The 19,675-nt window shown below is 27.4% G+C and carries 15 protein-coding genes; 9 read left to right on the forward strand and 6 right to left on the reverse strand.

Features of this window, described 5'->3' with window-relative positions; all coding sequences use genetic code 11:
* Positions 1–3,393 carry a DUF4175 family protein gene (locus WHD08_RS11765; RefSeq protein ID WP_208890698.1) on the reverse strand — a complete coding sequence of 1,131 codons (3,393 nt, stop codon included), beginning with the start codon at positions 3,391–3,393 and terminating at the stop codon, positions 1–3.
* 110 nt (positions 3,394–3,503) lie between these two features.
* On the opposite strand from WHD08_RS11765, the gene WHD08_RS11770 reads away from it, so the two are divergent.
* From WHD08_RS11770 to WHD08_RS11795, 6 genes are all read left to right on the forward strand, one after another.
* Positions 3,504–4,343, forward strand: a complete 840-nt coding sequence (locus WHD08_RS11770; RefSeq protein WP_208890697.1) for a hypothetical protein — start codon at positions 3,504–3,506, stop codon at positions 4,341–4,343.
* A 651-nt stretch (positions 4,344–4,994) separates the two neighbouring features.
* Positions 4,995–6,515 carry a glutamate--tRNA ligase gene (gene gltX / locus WHD08_RS11775; protein WP_208890696.1) on the forward strand — a complete coding sequence of 507 codons (1,521 nt, stop codon included), beginning with the start codon at positions 4,995–4,997 and terminating at the stop codon, positions 6,513–6,515.
* A 2-nt stretch (positions 6,516–6,517) separates the two neighbouring features.
* Positions 6,518–7,054, forward strand: coding sequence for a hypothetical protein (locus WHD08_RS11780; RefSeq protein ID WP_208890695.1), 537 nt, complete (start codon positions 6,518–6,520; stop codon positions 7,052–7,054).
* Between the two features lie 160 nt (positions 7,055–7,214).
* Entirely contained in the window at positions 7,215–8,144 is a 930-nt protein-coding gene (locus WHD08_RS11785) for an SPFH domain-containing protein (protein WP_208890694.1), read from the forward strand.
* A 72-nt stretch (positions 8,145–8,216) separates the two neighbouring features.
* Positions 8,217–8,534 carry a heavy metal-binding domain-containing protein gene (locus WHD08_RS11790; protein WP_165731391.1) on the forward strand — a complete coding sequence of 106 codons (318 nt, stop codon included), beginning with the start codon at positions 8,217–8,219 and terminating at the stop codon, positions 8,532–8,534.
* A gap of 275 nt (positions 8,535–8,809) precedes the next feature.
* A complete protein-coding gene (locus WHD08_RS11795; RefSeq protein ID WP_208890693.1) occupies positions 8,810–9,685 on the forward strand; it encodes a LytTR family DNA-binding domain-containing protein in 876 nt (291 codons plus the stop codon).
* Between the two features lie 199 nt (positions 9,686–9,884).
* Here WHD08_RS11795 and tatA read toward each other — a convergent pair whose 3' ends face one another.
* From tatA to rnr, 3 genes are all read right to left on the reverse strand, one after another.
* Positions 9,885–10,073, reverse strand: coding sequence for a twin-arginine translocase TatA/TatE family subunit (gene tatA / locus WHD08_RS11800; RefSeq protein WP_068447859.1), 189 nt, complete (start codon positions 10,071–10,073; stop codon positions 9,885–9,887).
* 55 nt (positions 10,074–10,128) lie between these two features.
* Positions 10,129–10,818, reverse strand: coding sequence for a head GIN domain-containing protein (locus WHD08_RS11805; RefSeq protein ID WP_208890692.1), 690 nt, complete (start codon positions 10,816–10,818; stop codon positions 10,129–10,131).
* 157 nt (positions 10,819–10,975) lie between these two features.
* The gene (gene rnr / locus WHD08_RS11810; RefSeq protein WP_208890691.1) at positions 10,976–13,201 is read right to left on the reverse strand and encodes a ribonuclease R; all 2,226 of its coding nucleotides are present in this window, start codon (positions 13,199–13,201) and stop codon (positions 10,976–10,978) included.
* A 115-nt stretch (positions 13,202–13,316) separates the two neighbouring features.
* On the opposite strand from rnr, the gene WHD08_RS11815 reads away from it, so the two are divergent.
* The 3 genes from WHD08_RS11815 to WHD08_RS11825 all read left to right on the forward strand — a co-directional run bounded on the left by WHD08_RS11815 (position 13,317) and on the right by WHD08_RS11825 (position 15,939).
* On the forward strand, positions 13,317–14,225 hold the full coding sequence (locus tag WHD08_RS11815) for a diacylglycerol/lipid kinase family protein (RefSeq protein ID WP_208890690.1): 909 nt from the start codon (positions 13,317–13,319) through the stop codon (positions 14,223–14,225).
* 740 nt (positions 14,226–14,965) lie between these two features.
* Positions 14,966–15,400, forward strand: a complete 435-nt coding sequence (rpiB, locus tag WHD08_RS11820) for a ribose 5-phosphate isomerase B (protein ID WP_165731386.1) — start codon at positions 14,966–14,968, stop codon at positions 15,398–15,400.
* Between the two features lie 98 nt (positions 15,401–15,498).
* Positions 15,499–15,939 (forward strand): GNAT family N-acetyltransferase, encoded by a 441-nt coding sequence (locus tag WHD08_RS11825; RefSeq protein ID WP_208890689.1) that lies wholly within the window; start codon positions 15,499–15,501, stop codon positions 15,937–15,939.
* Between the two features lie 253 nt (positions 15,940–16,192).
* Here the strand turns inward: WHD08_RS11825 and WHD08_RS11830 are convergent, their stop codons facing one another.
* Complete coding sequence (locus tag WHD08_RS11830) at positions 16,193–18,721, reverse strand: TonB-dependent receptor (RefSeq protein ID WP_244183319.1); 2,529 nt, start codon at positions 18,719–18,721, stop codon at positions 16,193–16,195.
* Entirely contained in the window at positions 18,711–19,631 is a 921-nt protein-coding gene (locus tag WHD08_RS11835) for a FecR family protein (RefSeq protein WP_165731383.1), read from the reverse strand. Before WHD08_RS11835 ends, WHD08_RS11830 begins: the two co-directional genes overlap by 11 nt.
* Positions 19,632–19,675 lie beyond the last annotated feature (44 nt).

The raw sequence follows: 19,675 nt of genomic DNA on the forward strand, positions 1-19,675 counted from the left end.
TTAATCCTTATTTGAGTCAGAAAAATATGCTCTAACCTTGTTTTTATAATTCTGCTGCAAAGGTAATGATTGTCTGTTTAATATCTCTGTTTGATTGTAAAACTGCTTTTTAAATTCTAAAGCCTTTATATTTCTCTTTTCAAATTCTTTTAAATTATAATTAGACTTTCTTTTTTTATCTTCTCCTTGTTCTAAAGCAGCTTTATCTAACTTTAATAATTCATAATTTAATTGCTGCATTTTTTGAAGTGTTTCAGCGTTAAAACCTTTTTCTAAAATTTCATTTTCTAAGTCTTCCATCTTTTTTAAAGCTTTGTTTGCTTCTGAATTTTCACCATTTCCAGCTTCCTCAGACATTTTAATTTGTTCTTGTAATTCTTGTCTTAATAAACTTTGTTGCTTATAAATCTGATAAATTTCTCCATCCAAATCATCTATAGACCCTCCTTCTCCATTACTGCCTTTCTTTCCATTCTTTCCCTGTTTATCTCCTTTACCATTTTGTCCTTTGCCATCGGGTTTATCGTTTTCTCCTGGTTTATCTCCTTTTTTGCCTTCTTTACCTTCAGATTTATTATCACTAGGTTTTTTACCTTTTTTCATTCCTTGCTGCATTTTTTCAGACAACTCTCCTTGCTTCTTTATAAGGTCGGGCAAACTAAAACCTTTGCCTTTAGATTTCTTTCCTTTGCCCTTTTTCATAGACATAGAATTCTTCATACTACTCAACATATTACTTAAATAATCTGCTAAACTATTTACAGAAGTCATAACGTAACGTTGATTAGAAACTCCATATGAAAATAAATTTTCAGAAAAATTATATAAAGATTGTTCTAAATTATAATGCGTTGTAGATAAATCATCTTTAATAATTGATGAGATTTTAGGCAATCTCATAGACAACACATACAGACTATCATCTACATGTTCAAAATAAGTTTTTAATTCATTTTGCTTTTTTAAATCTTGACCAAAATCTGGATGTGATGTAGAAATTTCTTCAAACTTATGCATTAAAGATTCTTGTTTGAAAGAAAAAATAACAAGGTTTTCTAAAATTTTACGCAAGTCATCAATGTTTTCTTCCATAGATTCTCCTTCCATTTCCATCATTGCTTTCTGCATTTTAGCACTCATTTCTTTCATCTTTTTTGATGAATTCTTTTGACTCTTTTTTGCATTAACTTTGTTTTCTTTAGAAATACTTTCTTCGGATTTTTTTAATTCACCATCAATATCTTCTTTTTCATCTTCCACATCCGGAAGCTCCATAGGTTCCTTTAACTTGTTATTGTCTTTATTTAATTCTTCTAAATCTTTTTTTATAGCTTCAAATTCCTTTTTTATTTCTCTCTGATTGTCTAAATTATTCTCTTTACTTTTAGATAACTCTTCTTGTTTTTTAGATAATTCTTCAACCTTATTCGAAATTTGCATTGTTTTCTGCTCAACATAAAAACGTTTCGTTAATTCTAAAATACGTTCTAAACTTCTTTCTTGTTGTTTATTTTGTTGAGATAATTCCTTCGCCTTTTTTAACAAATCTTCTTTGTTAAGCTTCTCTCCCATTTTCTGAATTTCATCTAAAAGTTTTTGTTGCTTATCTAATTTTTTAAGTTCTTCAATACGCTTTTTTAATTCTTCTTTTTTATCCTGAAGATTCTCATTTTCTTCCTTTTTCTCATCTAAATTTTCATGTAACTTTTCAGTTTGTCGTTGCATCATTTTATTATAATTATTCTGACGCTCTACAAATTTCTCAATCTTCTTTTTGTCATTCCAATTAATCTGCTTCTTTCCTTGTAAATCTTGCTGAACTTTTTCTAATTCTTTCTGCTGCTTTTGTTGTTTCTGAATTGAATTTGAAATATTATTAATCGTATTTCTTTGTTCTTGCAACAACTCCTCCTCTACTTCATCTGTTGTTTTTTGTCGATAATTAAAAATTTTAGATTTTGTTTTTTTTCTTCCGTTTATAGCATCATTATCAAAAACCTCAAAAAACAATTCATAGTTAACTCCTGCTTCCAAATTTAATCCGTCAGGAAACTGATAAAAGAAAGTTTGAATATTTTCTTTCGTTATTGATAACTCAAATTTATTTTGATTTTCAGGCTGCTCGTCATCATAATAAACGAGTTGTAATTTTTTAATTCCATAGTCATCAGAAATCTGACCAGCAAACTGCGCAGCTCCACGTGAAGTACTATCAATATTAGATTGCACAGAAATCAATGGAAATTCATCATTTATAACATCCACAGAAAACTGTAAATTCTCAAAATCTTTTAAATCTTTATTCGATGATGAAATTTGATAATTTAACGGATTCTGAATTATTTTAGAATATGAAAAAATATTGTCTGAATTTGAATCAAAAAAAACACTTTTTTTATTGTTGATAAAAGCCATAGAATCTGTTTGATTTGCAGATACATTCCAAGTAATAGTAGTACCTTCGGGAACTATTACATTACCAGAATTTTTGATCATTTCATTTTTCTTACCCAAATATCTAGGATACTTAACATCTAAAGAAATAGCATTTATAGTAGGTGTTTTTATCACTTCCATTTTATAATCTTGAGATTGAACTCCGTTTGCTTCAATAAAAAAATCAATTGGTTGTTCAACATCAGAAAAAGTATAAGTAAAGGTTCCGTTACCATTATTTTCTAAAAAATATTGCTGATTTTCAAAGTGGATAAGCGCTTCGATTGGCAACACTTTTCCGAGGGTCTCAACCAAAATAGAAATAGACTTTCCTTGTATCACTTTTAAATCGTTATTTTTAATCGAAAATAAAAATGGAGCAGGCGGATTATAAGCTGTATTATGATTTACAACACGTTGTAAACTTTGAGATAATTTATCATTACTATCTGTAAATAAGGTTATTAAAAATATTATAACAGGAACTATCGCATATTTTAAATACTTTTTGTTTTTGGTAAAATCTACAGCTTTTACAAACGGAATTGGTTGTAATTCTGTTTCTTTTTGTTGAATACTTGCTAACAATAAGTCAGAATTATTGCTGTTTTTTTTCAATTGTAAAACATTCAATAATTTATCCTGAACTTCCGGAAAATGAGCACCAATTATTTTGGAAGATTGTTCATAAGTAATTCCTTTTCTAAGACCAATTAATTTAAAAATTGGGAGAAAAATAAATCGAACTAACAAAAAAACTTCCACTAATATAAAAATCCAAAATAAAATAGTTCTTGCGGTTGGTTTTAACCACAAAAAATATTCTATAAACACCGTGAAAAAAAAGTATAAACATCCTAAAGAAAGAAATAATATGCTTCCTTTTATCAATTCACTGGTGTAATATTTACGTGTAAATTGATGTAACTTCTCTTCTAAATTCTTAAATTCTGCCATAAATAACGTTTAAAAGTACTATTTTTACATAGATGCACAACCAAATAATTGTTAAAACGATTTTTGTGAGTAATTAAAAAATAGCACCACTAAATTTTAAAATTAAAAAAATGAAACAAATTACCAACTTTCTATTTTTATTCTTATCCATATCTGCATTTTCTCAAGGACCTTGGACACAAGAAAAAGGGAAATTTTACACACAAATATCGTTTTCTACCATACCTAGTTATAATGAATTGTTTGGTGATCCTGATTATACTATTAATGGTGAACTAACTGATAATACAGTTCAACTTTATGGTGAATATGGTCTTACAAATAATACAACATTGATTGTAAATATGCCTTATAAAATTATTAAACACAAAGAGTTAGTAAATCCTTGTGTATTTGGTCCTTGTCCAGAATATACAAATAATAAAACTGCTTTAGGAAATATTGAAATTGGTGTAAAACATAATTTCTATAAAAAAGATTGGTTACTTTCTGGTCAGTTTTCTATAGAATCGAATACAGGTTCGTATGATGAAAATTCTGGTTTAAGAACAGGTTATGATGCATTTACGTTCACTCCCCTATTCTTAGCTGGTAAAAGTTTTAATAAATCTTATTTACAAACATTTATAGGTACAAAAATTAGAACCAATAATTACAGTTCTAATTTTAAAGTTGGTGGAGAATATGGTGGTAAAGTTTATAAAAATATTTGGTTGATTGGTTTTCTAGATATCGAAAAATCATTTAAAAATGGAGATGTAGAAATACCAAATTCTAATAAAGCAACAGGTTTGTATGTTAATGATCAAGAATATGGAGTTGTAGGTTTAAAAGCAATTGGAGAGTTTTCTGATAATTTTGGAATTACAGCAAGTTTACCCGCTGCTTTTTACGGAAACAATGTTGCCAAACAAGTAGCTTTAACAGTTGGAATTTATAAAAAGTTTTAGAAAATTAACTCATATATCAAAATTAGTAAGAATATCAGACCCTTCAGGTTTTAAAAACCTGAAGGGTCTTTTTATATTATTAAAACTTCGACAGGCTCAGTTTGACATTTTGAGTTTAAATTGATATTCGTTTTTAATTTATACGATTCTAAAATTAATAAAAATTCTATACTTCCAATTAAAAAGACGAATGTCTGTCTGAGCTTGTCGAAGACTTTTTAATTATAATAACTTTTGAACTTTAAAATTAAATTATCAAAAGTTTTAATTTATTTATTTAACTATCTCCGAAATGAACTTTTATTAAAACTTCGACAGGCTCAGTTTGACATTTTGAGTTTAAATTGATATTTCTTTTTTTAATTTATACGATTCTAAAATTAATAAAAAATCTATACTTCCAATTAAAAAAGACGAATGTCTGTCTGAGCTTGTAGAAGACTTTTTAACACCATTCATTTAGAACCTAGTAAGATTCATTTTATTTATTCATCTTTTGTAATTAAAAAACACCGCTAATTTTTCTTTTCCCTAATTTCTATTCTCTCTTTTAAAAACTATCTTTGCGCATTAAAAAAGCACCTTAATTATTCTTTAAGGTACATATATAATGTCTTAGCTGCTTTAGCAGGAATCAAAAAAAACAAAAAAATGGAATCTAATGTTCGCGTTCGTTTTGCACCAAGTCCTACAGGACCTTTACATATTGGAGGTGTAAGAACAGCTTTATACAATTATTTATTTGCTAAAAAATACAATGGAACGTTTGTGCTTCGTATAGAAGATACAGACCAAACGCGTTATGTTGCAAATGCAGAACAATATATTATAGACGCTTTAGAATGGTGTAATATTCCTTTTGATGAAGGTCCAGGAAAGAACGAAAAATTTGGTCCTTACAGACAATCAGAACGTAAAGAATTGTACAAAGAATATGCAGATAAACTAATTGAAACTGGTTGGGCATATTATTGTTTTGATTCTACTGAAGCTTTAGATGCAGAAAGAAAAGCACACGAAGCAGAAGGAAAAACCTTTATTTACAACTGGCATAACAGAGCACAAGGACGTTTGGTAAACTCATTGGTTTTAACTGATGAAGAAGTACAAAACAAAATTAATGCTGGTGAGAATTATGTAATCCGTTTTAAAACGCCACAAGATCAGCTTTTAAGAATGGAAGATGAAATTCGTGGAAATATTAGAATTGATACCAATACTTTAGATGATAAAATTTTATTTAAAGGAGACGGAATGCCAACGTATCATTTAGCAAATATTGTTGATGATCATTTAATGGAAATTACACACGTAATTCGTGGAGAAGAATGGTTACCTTCTATGCCACTACATGTTTTACTATATAAAGCTTTTGGTTGGGATGCTCCTAAATTTGCGCATTTACCGTTAATTTTAAAACCTGTTGGTAAAGGAAAATTAAGCAAACGTGATGGTGATAAATTAGGTTTCCCAGTGTTTCCTTTAGAATATACGAATGAAGTCTCTGGTGATGTTTCACGTGGATACAAAGAAGATGGTTATTTTTCTGATGCTTTTATAAACATGTTGGCTTTCTTAGGATGGAATCCTGGAACAGAACAAGAATTATTTAATTTAGAAGGATTAATTGAAGCTTTCGAATTAAAACGTGTAAGTAAATCTGGAGCAAAATTTAGTCCGGATAAAGCAAAATGGTTCAATCAACAATATATGCAGACAAAGTCTGATGATGAATTGACTGATCTATACTTGCCTCTTTTAGCTGAAAAAGGAATTACAAAAGACAAAGAGTTTGTTTTAAAAGTAGTTTCATCAATTAAAGAAAGAGCAACTTTTGTAAATGATTTTTGGGATTTATCTAGTTTCTTTTTTGAAACACCAACAGAATACGATGCAAAAGCTTCTAAAAAGAATTGGAAAGAAGGAACAGCTGAATTAATGCAAGAATTAATTACTGTAATTTCATCAAACAAAGATTTATCATCAGAAAATACAGAAAAAGAAATTAAAGAATGGATTACTGCTAAAGAAATTGGTTTTGGTAAAGTAATGCAACCTTTACGTTTATCTTTAGTTGGTAAATTAGCGGGTCCACATTTATTTGATATTATTGCAATGATTGGTAAAAATGAAACTATTAAAAGATTAGAAAACGCAATAGAAAAACTTTAATTATGAAAAATTTTATCCTTCTTATTATTCTATTTTGTGCTCTTACAGCTCAAGCACAATATGGAAATGGTAGTAGTAGACAACGACAAAATCAAATGCCACAAACGGAACAAAAGGCTCCAGATCCAGATTTTAATGTAGAAAGATATATTGGTATTGTTAATTATGACATAGAAAAAGCAGCTAAAAAATCAAGTGTTAAGCTTTCTTCAACTGAAGGACAAGAATTCTCTAGGGTATTGACTAAGTACAATAAAGATATTAAAGACATCACTAGAATTAATACGTTTGTATTAAGAAGTACGAAAGATATGGTTGAAAATTATCAGAAAACAGTAATGAAAACTGGTGATAATTCTTCACAAAAAAAAGTGATGACAACAATGAGTGAAAACCTCAAGCCTATTTCTGAAATATTAAAGAAAGAAGATAGAGAACTTGATAAAACAATAAAAGCGTTACTTTCTGAAAAGCAATATAAAAAGTGGATTAAGTACAACAAAAAAATATATAAAGTTTTTCCAAAAGAAGAAGAATAATTTATAAACTTCACAATATAAAAATCCTGTAAAAATACTTTTTACAGGATTTTTTTTTAATAAAACTGTAACAATATAATAAAAATACGTCCTATAAATAATTACTTAAATACCCTATCTTTACATATAAACAAATTATTAACTAAATAAAAAATAAACTATGATATCAACTACTATTATTATACCTATTGTTATAATTGCACTTGTCTTATTTTCATCATTTTTTATGGTGAAGCAACAAACTGCTGCCATTATAGAGCGTTTTGGAAAATACCATAGCATTAAACAATCTGGACTTAAATTAAAGATTCCTTTTGTTGATAAAATTGCTGGAAAATTGAGTTTAAAAATTCAACAATTGGATGTTATTATTGAAACTAAAACTTTAGATGATGTTTTTGTAAAATTGAAAGTTTCTGTACAATATAAAGTAATCACAGAAAAAGTATATGACGCTTTTTATAAATTAGATTATCCGCATGATCAAATAACAAGTTATGTTTTTGATGTGGTAAGAGCAGAAGTACCTAAAATGAAATTAGATGATGTTTTTGTGAAAAAAAATGACATTGCCATTGCTGTAAAAACAGAATTAAATGATGCCATGTTAGATTATGGTTTCGATATTATTAGAACCCTTGTAACAGACATTGATCCAGATGCACAAGTAAAAATAGCAATGAACAGAATTAATGCTGCAGATAGAGAAAAAACAGCTGCTCAATATGAAGGAGATGCACAACGTATCTTAATTGTAGAAAAAGCAAAGGCAGAAGCAGAAAGTAAACGTTTACAAGGACAAGGTATTGCAGACCAAAGACGTGAAATTGCACGTGGTTTAGAAGAGTCTGTAGACGTTTTAAACAGAGTTGGTATAAATAGCCAAGAAGCATCTGCATTAATCGTTGTAACGCAACATTATGATACTTTACAGTCTATTGGTAGTGAAACTAACAGTAATTTAATATTATTACCAAATTCTCCACAAGCGGGTAGTCAAATGTTGAATGATATGGTAGCAAGTTTTACTGCAAGTAACCAAATTGGTGAAGCAATGAAAAATGCAAAACCTAAAAAATTAGATAAATAAGTAAATACATTTATACTTCATCTTTTGTTACTTTAATAAAAGATGAAGTAACCTTATAAAAAATTACAAGAAATGATAGTTACAACAACTCCCACCATAGAAAACAGACCTGCAACTCAATATTTAGGTATTGTAACAGGAGAAACCATTATTGGCGCTAATTTTATTAAAGATTTCTTTGCAGGAATTAGAGACATAGTTGGTGGACGTTCTGGTTCTTATGAAAAAGTTTTAAGAGAAGCTAAAGATTCTGCTTTAAAAGAAATGCAAGAAATGGCAAATTCTTTAGGTGCAGAAGCTATTGTTGGGGTAGATTTAGATTATGAAACTGTTGGTAAAAATGGAGGAATGCTAATGGTTACAGCCTCTGGAACAGCAGTAAAGTTATAGTAAAATAGCTACTTTTTAATGATCATAAGCTTAATAAAATATTCTACTAAAAATTTTATTAAGCTTTTTTTCCTAAATTTTAATGCACATTGTATTCGTAAAAAATATTAAAGATCATCTAAGGATAAATTATCACTTTTAATATAAAAAAATAGTTTAACTTACTTCGTAATTTAATTATCTTAACTTTCATTTAGTTTGAAAACTAGATAGATTCTTGTTGAAATACTGATAAATAACTATTATTTTTAAAATTTTTATAAAATATAATTTTTATGAAAAATATTCTTAAATGGCTTTCAACGCCCTATTATTTTAATCCATCCATAAAAATTAAACTAAAAATTAGTTTTTCTCTTGGGTTATTCATCTTTATATTTTTATATATTTTTAGACCGTTTTATTTGAATCAATTTGAAGTTATTCTTTTAGAATATACTTTATCAATAGGTATTACTGCCTTTATATCTGCTTTTATTATTCAATATGTACCACCACTTATTTTTAAAGATTATTTTAATGAAGATAAATGGACTATTGGTAGAAATCTATTTTTAATAGTGGTAAGTATTATAATAATGGGAACTATTGTTTGGTATTTTAGTGATCTATATACAAGACCCTATCACCTTAGAAGGTTTAGCCTTTTAGAATTTCTTTTCTATACATTTTTAATGAGCTTAATTCCATTAACCTTTTTTCTTTTTATTAATGAAAAAAATATAAGAGAAAGAAGAGAAAAAAAGGTATTAGAAATTAAAGAAATAAAAAAAGATAAAGAAATTGATATTTCTAAAAAACTAGCCAGTAAGATTTCTATTACTTCAGATAATGGAAAAGAAAATATTACTTTCAAAATAGATAATTTAGTTTATGTTACTTCTCAAGGAAACTATGCAAGTTTCTTTTTGTTACATGATAATAATCTGAAAGAAAAAATATTAAGAGTTACATTAACCAAAATAACTAAAGAATTAGAAGAGTATCCTAATATTATAAGATGTCATAAAAGTTATATTGTAAATGTGAATTATATTACTGATATTTCTGGAAATGCACGAGGTTATTTATTAGGTTCAAAATTAATACCAATAGTTATTCCAGTATCTAGAAGTTTTTCTAAACAATCTTTACAAAGTTTGATACAATAAACCTTCCCATTTATCCCAAATACCGTAAAAATCTTCCTGTTTATAACAAATTTTTAATAATTTCGATTAAGATATATATATTTGTGTCAATGAAAAAGGATTAAAAATATTGGGGGATTTTTTTAATTCGTATACTAAAAAGCTCAACTTGTATTATACAAATTGAGCTTTTTTTATGTTTAAAAAGAATAACTTATTATTATTTTTTCTCTTCTAATTTTTCTTCTGGTTCTTCTTTAGCAGCGTTTTTAAACTCTTTAATTCCGCTTCCTAAACCTTTCATTAGTTCTGGAATTTTCTTACCACCAAATAATAGTAAAACTACTACCACAATAATGATTAGTTGTGGACCACCAATGAACATAAAATTTGTTGCTAAACTATACATGTTTTCTTTAATTTAATATACAAATATACAAAAAAGGGAATAACAGTAACCTTTGTTAATTCCTTTTTTGAATAATTCCACCAATTACTTTTTTATCTTGAACAACCTCTGGATCTCCTTTGTAAAAAATAGATCCTCCAAAGCTTACTTTAGCACTTAAGGTTTTACCTACTGAAACTTCTGCTTTAGCTCCTGTACCTGCAAAAACATTAGAATTACTAGTTACTTGCATGTCAAAACCATTGTAAATACCATATAAGTCTACATCTACTTCTTGGTTATCTGCAGTACCAGTTAATTTTATAATTCCGCCAGATGATGTTTTAACAGTTAAATATTTAACGTCTGTTGTTAAATTAATAAAAGCTCTTTCTTGCGAGTTTACTTCTAATTTATCTTGATTTATATCTTTACCGGTTACCGTTGCACCTTCATTAGCATCTATAATAGCTATATTTTTGTTATAATATAGTTTTACTAATACTTGACCATCTGCAGCATTGTTTTCTGGCTTTAATGAAAAGGGTAATGATATTTTTAAGATGTTATTCACATTCTTAATTTTTACCATTTCAGATTTTTCTCCAGTAATTTCTAATTTTTGCTCTGCAGATTTTATCAACTCTAACTCTATTCCATTATAAACTTTTAACTCAGAATAATCTCCTAAATTTTTAGTTACAGTTGTTTGTGCAATTGTTACAGAACTTAACAGTATAGTACAGATATATATTATATTTTTCATTATTTAAAATTTTTGATTATTATATTTAATTCAACAATTATACCACTATAAAGACTTTTTATCTTTTTTATTGTCACAAAAATAAAAAAGATAATAATCTTAAAATATTAAAATTTAGTTAATGAATTTTAAATCAAATATTTACCATTTAAAAAAATTAGGCTTCTATTAAAGCAAAATCTAAATGTTTTCTTTCTAAATCTGTATGTTTTACTCTTACTTTAACATCATCTCCTAATTGATACATTTTTTTAGAAGCTTGACCTACAATAGCATATTGCTTTTCATCAAAAAGATAATAATCACTTTTTATATCTCTAATTCTCACCATTCCTTCACATTTATTAGAAGAAATTTCTACATAAATACCCCATTCTGTAACACCGGTAATTACACCTTCAAAAATTTCATCTTTATGATCTTGCATGTATTTTACTTGCATGTATTTAATAGATGATCTTTCTGCTTTAGAAGCTAATTCTTCTCTATTCGAAGAATGTTTACACTTTTCTTCATACTTATCTGCTTTTGGGCTTTCTCCGCCATCTAAATAGTGTTGCAGCAATCTATGTGTCATTACATCTGGATAACGTCTAATAGGCGACGTAAAATGACTGTAATAATCGAAAGCCAATCCGTAATGCCCAATATTTTGAGTTGTATACACTGCTTTAGACATGGTTCTAATAGTTAAAGTCTCAATCATGTTAGATTCTGCTTTACCATGTACATCACTTAACAACTGATTTAAAGAATCTGAAGTAGATTTTTTGGTATCTGTATTAATTTTGTATCCAAATTTACGGACCATATTTTCTAAAGAAGCTAATTTTTCTACATCTGGCTCATCATGAACCCTGTAAATAAATGTATTGTTGGTAGCTTTTCCTTTAGAAAAACCAATAAATTCAGCTACTTTTCTATTTGCTAACAACATAAATTCTTCAATTAATTTGTTAGCATCTTTAGATTCTTTAAAGAATACACCCACTGGGTTTGCTTCTTCATCTAAATTGAACTTCACTTCTACTCTATCAAAAGAAATTGCACCTTGTTTCATTCTTTTTTTACGAAGAATTTTAGCCAATTCATCTAACTTTAAAGTAGCTTCTACAACTTCTGGAGCTACTACATAAGATTCATCTGTAATAGAAATATCTTCTGGCATAGTATACGCCTGAACATCATCTGATAATTTTACATTTTCTATAATAGATTGTGCTTCTTCATATGCAAAACGTTGGTCTGAGTACGTTACTGTTCTACCAAACCACTCTCCTACTACTTGTGCTTTTTTATTCAATTCAAAAACAGCAGAAAACGTTAATTTTTCTTCATGTGGTCTTAAAGAACACACTCCGTTAGATAACATTTCTGGCAACATTGGTACTACTCTATCTACTAAATAAACAGATGTTGCTCTTTTATAAGCTTCATCATCTAAAATAGTTTTTGGTTGTAAATAATGGGAAACATCGGCAATATGAATTCCTATTTCATAATTCCCATTTTCTAATTTTGTGAATGATAAGGCATCATCAAAATCTTTCGCATCTTTAGGATCTATCGTGAAAGTTAAGTCTTTACGCATATCTCTACGCTTAGAAATTTCTTTTTCTGTAATTTCAATTGATAAAGATTCTGCGTCTTTTTCTACCTCTGGTTCAAACTCAAACGGCAAACCATATTCTAATAAAATAGAATGCATTTCTGTATTATGATCTCCTGGTTTACCAAGAACAGTTGTAATTTTTCCGAAAGGATTTTTAGAGTTTTTAGGCCAATCTAACAAAGTAGCTTGTACTTTATCGCCATCTACTGCCCCATTCAACTTGCTTTCAGATACAAAAATATCTGCATACATTTTGTTATTATCTGGCACTACAAATCCAAAATTTTTGGTTTTACTTTTTTGTAAAACACCAACAAATTCTGTTTTTGCTCTTTCTATAATTTCTACAACGTCAGCTTCATATTTCTTACCACTTCGTCTTTTATAAACATATGCTTTTACAGTATCGTTATGTAAACCTTTACCCAAATTAATATTCGGAATAAAAATATCGTCTTCATAATCATCGGTAACAAAATATCCGTTTCCTGTAGAAGTTACATCTAAAGTACCAATAGAATATTTTCTATCAACATTTACTTGAAACTTACCGCGTTCTACTTCTTTTATTTCTTTAGTTGCAGCTAATTCTGCTAATTTCTTAATTATTTGGGTTTTCCCATCCGTATCAGAAATTTTTAATTTTGCAGCAATTTGCTTATGATTATAGGATTTTTCGCTGTCTTGTTTTAATACTTTAAATATATTTTTAGTTAAGTCTTTTACAACGTTCCCTTTCTTTTTATATATTTTATTCTTCTTTTTTGTCATTAATTCTTACTTCTTATTATATGATACTAAATTACAAATATTTACTGTGATTGGCTATTAAAAAATGGTTATCAATCTAAAATTGTAATTTGGCATTACTTTAATTATTATTTTTATGTCTACATCTTGGTTTATAATTGCAAATCCTATTTCTGGAAATCGGAATTTTTCTAAACAATGGAAGGAAATTCAACAATTACTAAACAATAAGAAAATAGACTTTTCTTTTGCTTTTACAAAATTTTCTAAACACGAAATTGAATTGGTTGATACCGCAATTCAACAAGGTTTTAGAAATATTATTTCGATTGGTGGAGATGGAACACTACATAACGTAGTTAACGGAATAATGATGCAAAGGTACGCAAAAACTTCTGATATAACTATTGCTGTAATTCCACAGGGAACTGGTAACGATTGGATAAAGACTTATAATATACCTAATAACGTTAAAAAAGCGATTGAAATTATTCATAAAAAGAACATTATTTTACAAGATATTGGTGTTTTAGAAACTGATAATAGCACTGTTTTTTTTAATAATGTAGCAGGTTTAGGGTATGATGGTTACATTGTTAATAAACTAAAAACTTTAAAGAGTTTTGGTTCTCTAGCGTATATATTAAGCGGAATAGCTGGTTTATTATTTTATAAAAAAACGGTGTTTAAAATTATTTTTGATGATAAAATACTAGAAACTAATTGTTTAATGACTGTTTTTGGGATTTGTAAATTTTCTGGTGGCGGAATGCAGTTTACAAAAAATGTAAATAGCACAGATGGTTTATTAGATGTTACCATAGCTAAAAACCTGAATATCTTAGATTTAATTTTAAATCTACCTAAATTATATTCTGGTAAAATTGTAGATCATAAAAAACTAGAAACTTATAAAACTAAAGCAATTAGGGTGGTTCCAAAAACAGCAAAACCTTTTATTCAGGCTGATGGTGAGGTAATTGGAACTGGAGAAGTACAAGTAAAAATTATTGAAAAAGCTATTAATTTTGTAGTTACTAATTAAAAATCAACTTTATAATTTCAATATAGCTTATATTTTTAAAGAAAAAGACATTGAAGACAATATGCTTTTTTGTTTTTATAAAAGGTAACGCAACTTTAAATTATTAAAATACTTTTATTCTCTATAAACAGAAAAATAAAGAGTCTAATAAAATTTAAGTCAATTTCTTCTCTATTTTCTTTTCGCTTTCCTCCTATTTCATTTTTTCGTTTTCAACAGTTATAAACATTCTTTATAATAATTATATTTTCTTTTTAAATTTAAAAAAAACAATAATGGTTATAATAGTGTGTGAATAGCTACTATAAAAAAATGTCTTTTTATTTTTTAATTTCAGTTATTAAAAATCATTGACAAGTTATGAGTTACTTAAAAGCTTAAAAATCAATTTAAAATTAGAGTTATTAACAATAGTTATAAACAGTAGTTAACCTAAAACTCTTAATAGTTAACAACCCAATTGATGTAAACAAATGGTTAATTTTATGTTGATAAACTTTTATCAAAAACTCATAAATAAAGTTGTGTATGTCATAGTACTCGCTGTATTGTAATTTTAATTCAATATACCAAATTTACTTATAAAAGTTTGCTGATACTTCTTAACAATTACCTAACATAGCTAAAGAGTTAAAAATTAAAAGGTTATTAAAAAAGCTATTTTTTTGATTGTTTATAACTGTTGATAACCGTTAGTTTCTGTATTTTTGTGGCTACAACACAATTAAAATCAATTTATTATGACAATTGCCATTGGAAACGACCACGCTGGTACAGAATACAAATTCGAAATTATAAAACATTTAGAAGAAAAAGGATATAAAGTTCTAAATTTTGGAACCGATACAAATGATTCTATGGATTATCCGGATGCAATACATCCAACAGCAGATGCTGTAGAAAGTGGTAAAGCAGAAATGGGTATTATTTTATGTGGTTCTGGTAACGGAGCTCAAATGACCGCTAATAAACACCAAGGCATTAGAGCTGCTTTGTGTTGGAATAATGAATTGGTTGCATTAACAAGACAACATAACAATGCAAATGTTCTTACAATTCCTGCACGTTTTGTTTCTTTACAACAAGCTATTGGTTTTGTAGATGTTTTTCTTTCTACAGAGTTTGAAGGTGGTAGACATGGAGATAGAGTAAATAAAATTTCTTGTGCAGGATAATTATTAAATATTCTTGATACAAAATTTATAAAAAATAAATAAAAATCACTCGACCTTACTATTAGTTCGAGTGATTTTTTCTTTCAAATTGATATAATATGGACTTTATAATAAAATCTTTTTCAGAATTAAATACTACAGAGTTGTATAATATACTTCAATTACGATCTGAAGTTTTTGTGGTAGAACAAGACTGTGTATACCAAGATGTAGATTTTAAAGATCAAAAAGCATTACATGTTTTTGGATTAAAAGAGGATAAAATAATTGCATATACACGTATTTTTAAACCAGGAGTTTATTTTAAAAATGCCAGTATTGGTAGGGTAGTAGTTGCTGCTAACGAACGTAAATACGGTTTTGGACATGATTTAATAAAAGCTTCTATTAAAGCCATTAAAACTCATTTTAAGGTAGATGAAATTACAATTTCTGCTCAAAAATATTTAAAGAAATTCTATGAAACGCATCAATTTATTCAAGTAGGCGAGGAGTACTTAGAAGATGGTATTCCGCATATTAGAATGGATAGAGAATAATTAGTTTTTGTAGACACTCAGTTTAATATTTTTACTGTTATAGTATTTCTCCTTTCGTCGAAAAGACAATTTGAATGGTTCGTTATCCGTTCTGTATTAACCTGTTGTTTGTCATTTCGAAATGAGCTTTTTTGCCTTTCGACTTCGCTCAAGATAAACTAATGAGAAATTTCATAAAGTAGCTCAGTTTTTCGCTGGCTTTTTTATGAAATTTTACCTTTGTAAAAGTGACAATTATTGTGTCTTTTATTGATTAAAAATTGACTCTAAAGCTTAAATTAGGAGTAAAAGGCAAAGAATAATTGTTTATTCTATTTACATTATTTTTACTAGTTTCATCTACAATATAATAAGAATCTATAATGTTTTCCTTATCCGTTAAATTAGTAAAACCTAGACGAATAGTGGATTTTATAACATCAGAAAAATCAAAATTATAGCTTCCAGAAAGATCTAATCTAAAGAAATTATCTAACTTTTCTTGGTTAGGATTGTTATAATTTACAATAGTTCTGTTACCACTTTTTATGGTTTCGTTTCCATCAATAGGTGTTGTATAAGGTTTACCAGAACGTAAAACTCCACCAAAAGAAATTTTAAAAAATTCAGTAAAATTATAGTTAAATGCTGCACTTAAAGAATGTGTAATATCTAAGCTATTAGAAAATGTTGTAGGATTAAAAATATCGAATGTATAATCGTTTTTAGCGTAGGTATAGCTTAGCCAAGTACTAATTTTTTCAGTTTGTTTGTTCACTAAAAACTCAACCCCTTTTACTTTATAATTTCCTATAGAATTTATGGCTTGCGTATTGTTATAAAAGCCTTGGTTTACAGCTGTAATTCCATTTGCTTTTTTATAAAAACCAGTAATATCTACATATAATTTGTTTTTAGAATATGCTGCTCCAAAAGAAGCCTGTTTACTTTTTATAATAGGTGTATTTTCATCATCAGAAAGAATCCATCTTCGTTTTTCTATTCCTAAAAAATTATCTTCAAAATCTATTTTTTGTGCTGTTGTTTGGTTTTTTAATTCGCCTTCTAATTTTACAGATAATTCTGTATTTAATTGCTGTCGGATGTTAATTCTAGGTTCTACAACAAATTTAGAAAACTGATCAAAGTAGTTTGCCCGAACTCCAAATCTTGCATAAGTATTTTTTTTATGATACTCAATTTCAGTATAAAAGGCACTTTTTAACAACACATTTTTGTCTGTTTTAGAATATGTAGGTGCATTTACAGTTGTGGTATTTTTTATACCTATTTCATTTAATACCAATCCATTAGTAAAATGTAAAACATCAGAAATCTCATATTTAGAATTTAACTTTACTTCCGTTTCTAACACATTATTAAACTGCGTTTGATATTGATCTGAATCTTTATTATAATCTGTAGAATTTATTCTATAATCAGAAAAAAAGAAAGATAAGTTGGTAGAAAATTTAGCATCCCAGTTTGCATGCCAGTTGATGTTTGCTCCTAAATTTTCTTGTTTTAAAGTACTATTTTCTTCAATTGTTGTCGTATTAGTAGTGTATTTTTCTTGATAGTCTAAATTGTTTTTTATATGAATAAAATTGGCTCTAATAGTATGATTGTAGCTAACATCATATAAAACTTTAAAAGAATAATCGTAGAAATAAAATTTAGAATCGGCGTTATTTATAGTACTTGATGAAATAGAATTATCTTGAAAACTACGAGAGAAATAATTTTTATAAGTTGGAGTGTTAATAACATCTGTAAACGACCTTCTTGCAGAAATATGAGCTTCTAAATTCTTCTTTATAGGCACTTGTACAAAAGCATCTGCACTTAATAAATTAAAACCACCACCACCAGAAAGTTTATTTGTAATTTCATTAGATGTTTCCATTTTTATAGTTGAAGAAACCCCGTCTGAAAAAGCACTACTTGTTCCGTTTTTAGTAACAGATATTTTTTTTGTTAAATACGGATTATAAGCAGAAATAAGTCCAAAAAAATGACCTGAATGATACATTTTTATACCATCCCAAAGCATTAAATTTTGATCATTTGTACCACCTCTTACGTTAATATTAGAAATACTTTCGTTTATACTTTCTATACCTGGTAGAATTTTAATTGTTTTTAAAATATCGGGTTCTATTAAACCTGGTAAAATTCCGAATTTTTCTGTGTCTAAAACTGTACTACCATCAGTATTTTTATGCAAACCAGCGGTTAAAAACTTAGGCATTATAATTTCTGATAATTCCTCTGTTTCTTCTTCTAAAAATACTTCTTTGCAGTTAGAAGAAAACAACTCTTTAGCAGTAATAATCTTTGTTTTAAAACTGATAAAAGAAATTGTTAAAGTAGCATTAGCAGGTACATTTTTTAACTTAAAATTACCGTTATTATTAGTGGTTGTTCCTAATTTATAACCATTTACTTTTACAGAAGTTAAAAATAAAGGTTCTAAAGAGTTAGCATCTAAAACGGTTCCGCAGACAGAAATGTATTTATTTAAAAATGAAACGGTTACATATCTATTGTCTAAAGTTTTAAATTGTAAAAAGGTTTCTTTATTTAAAAAAGAGAGTAGATTTTCTATTGAAATATCTTTTTTTGGTTGCTGTATAAAAATATTTTTTACATCATTATCAGAATAAGAAAATTTTATATCATAACTTTTTTCAAGCCCTAATAAAATTGATGTAAGTGGCTTTTTCTCTGAAGAATTTTGAGAAAATACAAGATTATTAGTCAGTATAAAACTGATAAAAAAAAGAAGATACTTATTTCTCATAATTAAAGATAGTAATTTTTTTACCATCAATTTTATAAGATAACTGTAACGGAATTGTAACAGATTTTAAAGCGATATCTATATCTGTATGTGTAAAACCACCAGAATATAAAATATCTAAATCTACATTTGTAGTTTCAATAGTATACCCAAACTGATTTTCTATTTCTTCTAAAATAAAACGTAATGCTGTACTTTTAAAATTAGATTCTTTTTGCAACCAAGATTTCTCTTTAATATCAAAAGTATTGTTAATATCTACTACGCCATTTACTACTTTAAAAATAGATCCTCTAGGTAATTTAATCAAGCTATCTTTATAAACAACGCTTACCAAACCTTCAAAGGTTTTTACTTCAAAATAATTTTCTCTTTCTTTTACATTAAATTGTGTTCCAAGTACTGTAACCCTACCAACTTCTGTATTAACAGTAAACTTTTCTCCTTTTTGTACTTTAAAAAATGCTTCTCCGTCTAAGGTTAAATTTCTATTTTCTTGCCAACTATCTTTAGCATAAGAAATTTCTGAATTTGCATTTAATACCACCTCAGAATTATCTGGTAAATTAAAGTTTTTTGTTTCTGCAAAGGCTGTTTTATAAATAGCATTATCAGTATTATTAGAGATAAAAAAATATGAAGTTGTTAGTAAGACAACCACTGCTGCTGCATATTTATAGAGTTTCTTATAATTAAAAGGAATAACTTTTCCTTTTTTAGAGGTATTTTCAGTTTTTAATTTAAAATCTGCCAAGGCTTTTTCTACATCAACTTTAGGAGCTTCTATTTGAGATGAATAATGTGCAATTTTTTCTAAAGTATTAAAATCTTTTGTTTCTTTTAAATGCGTTAGTTCTTCATCAGAAATTTCTCTGTTTAGCCATTTTAATATGTCTTTTTCTTTTTTCATTGTATTGTACTTCTATATATAAAACAACTAATCAGTAGTTTACC

The sequence above is a fragment of the Polaribacter sejongensis genome (assembly GCF_038024065.1).
Lineage (GTDB): Bacteria > Bacteroidota > Bacteroidia > Flavobacteriales > Flavobacteriaceae > Polaribacter > Polaribacter sejongensis.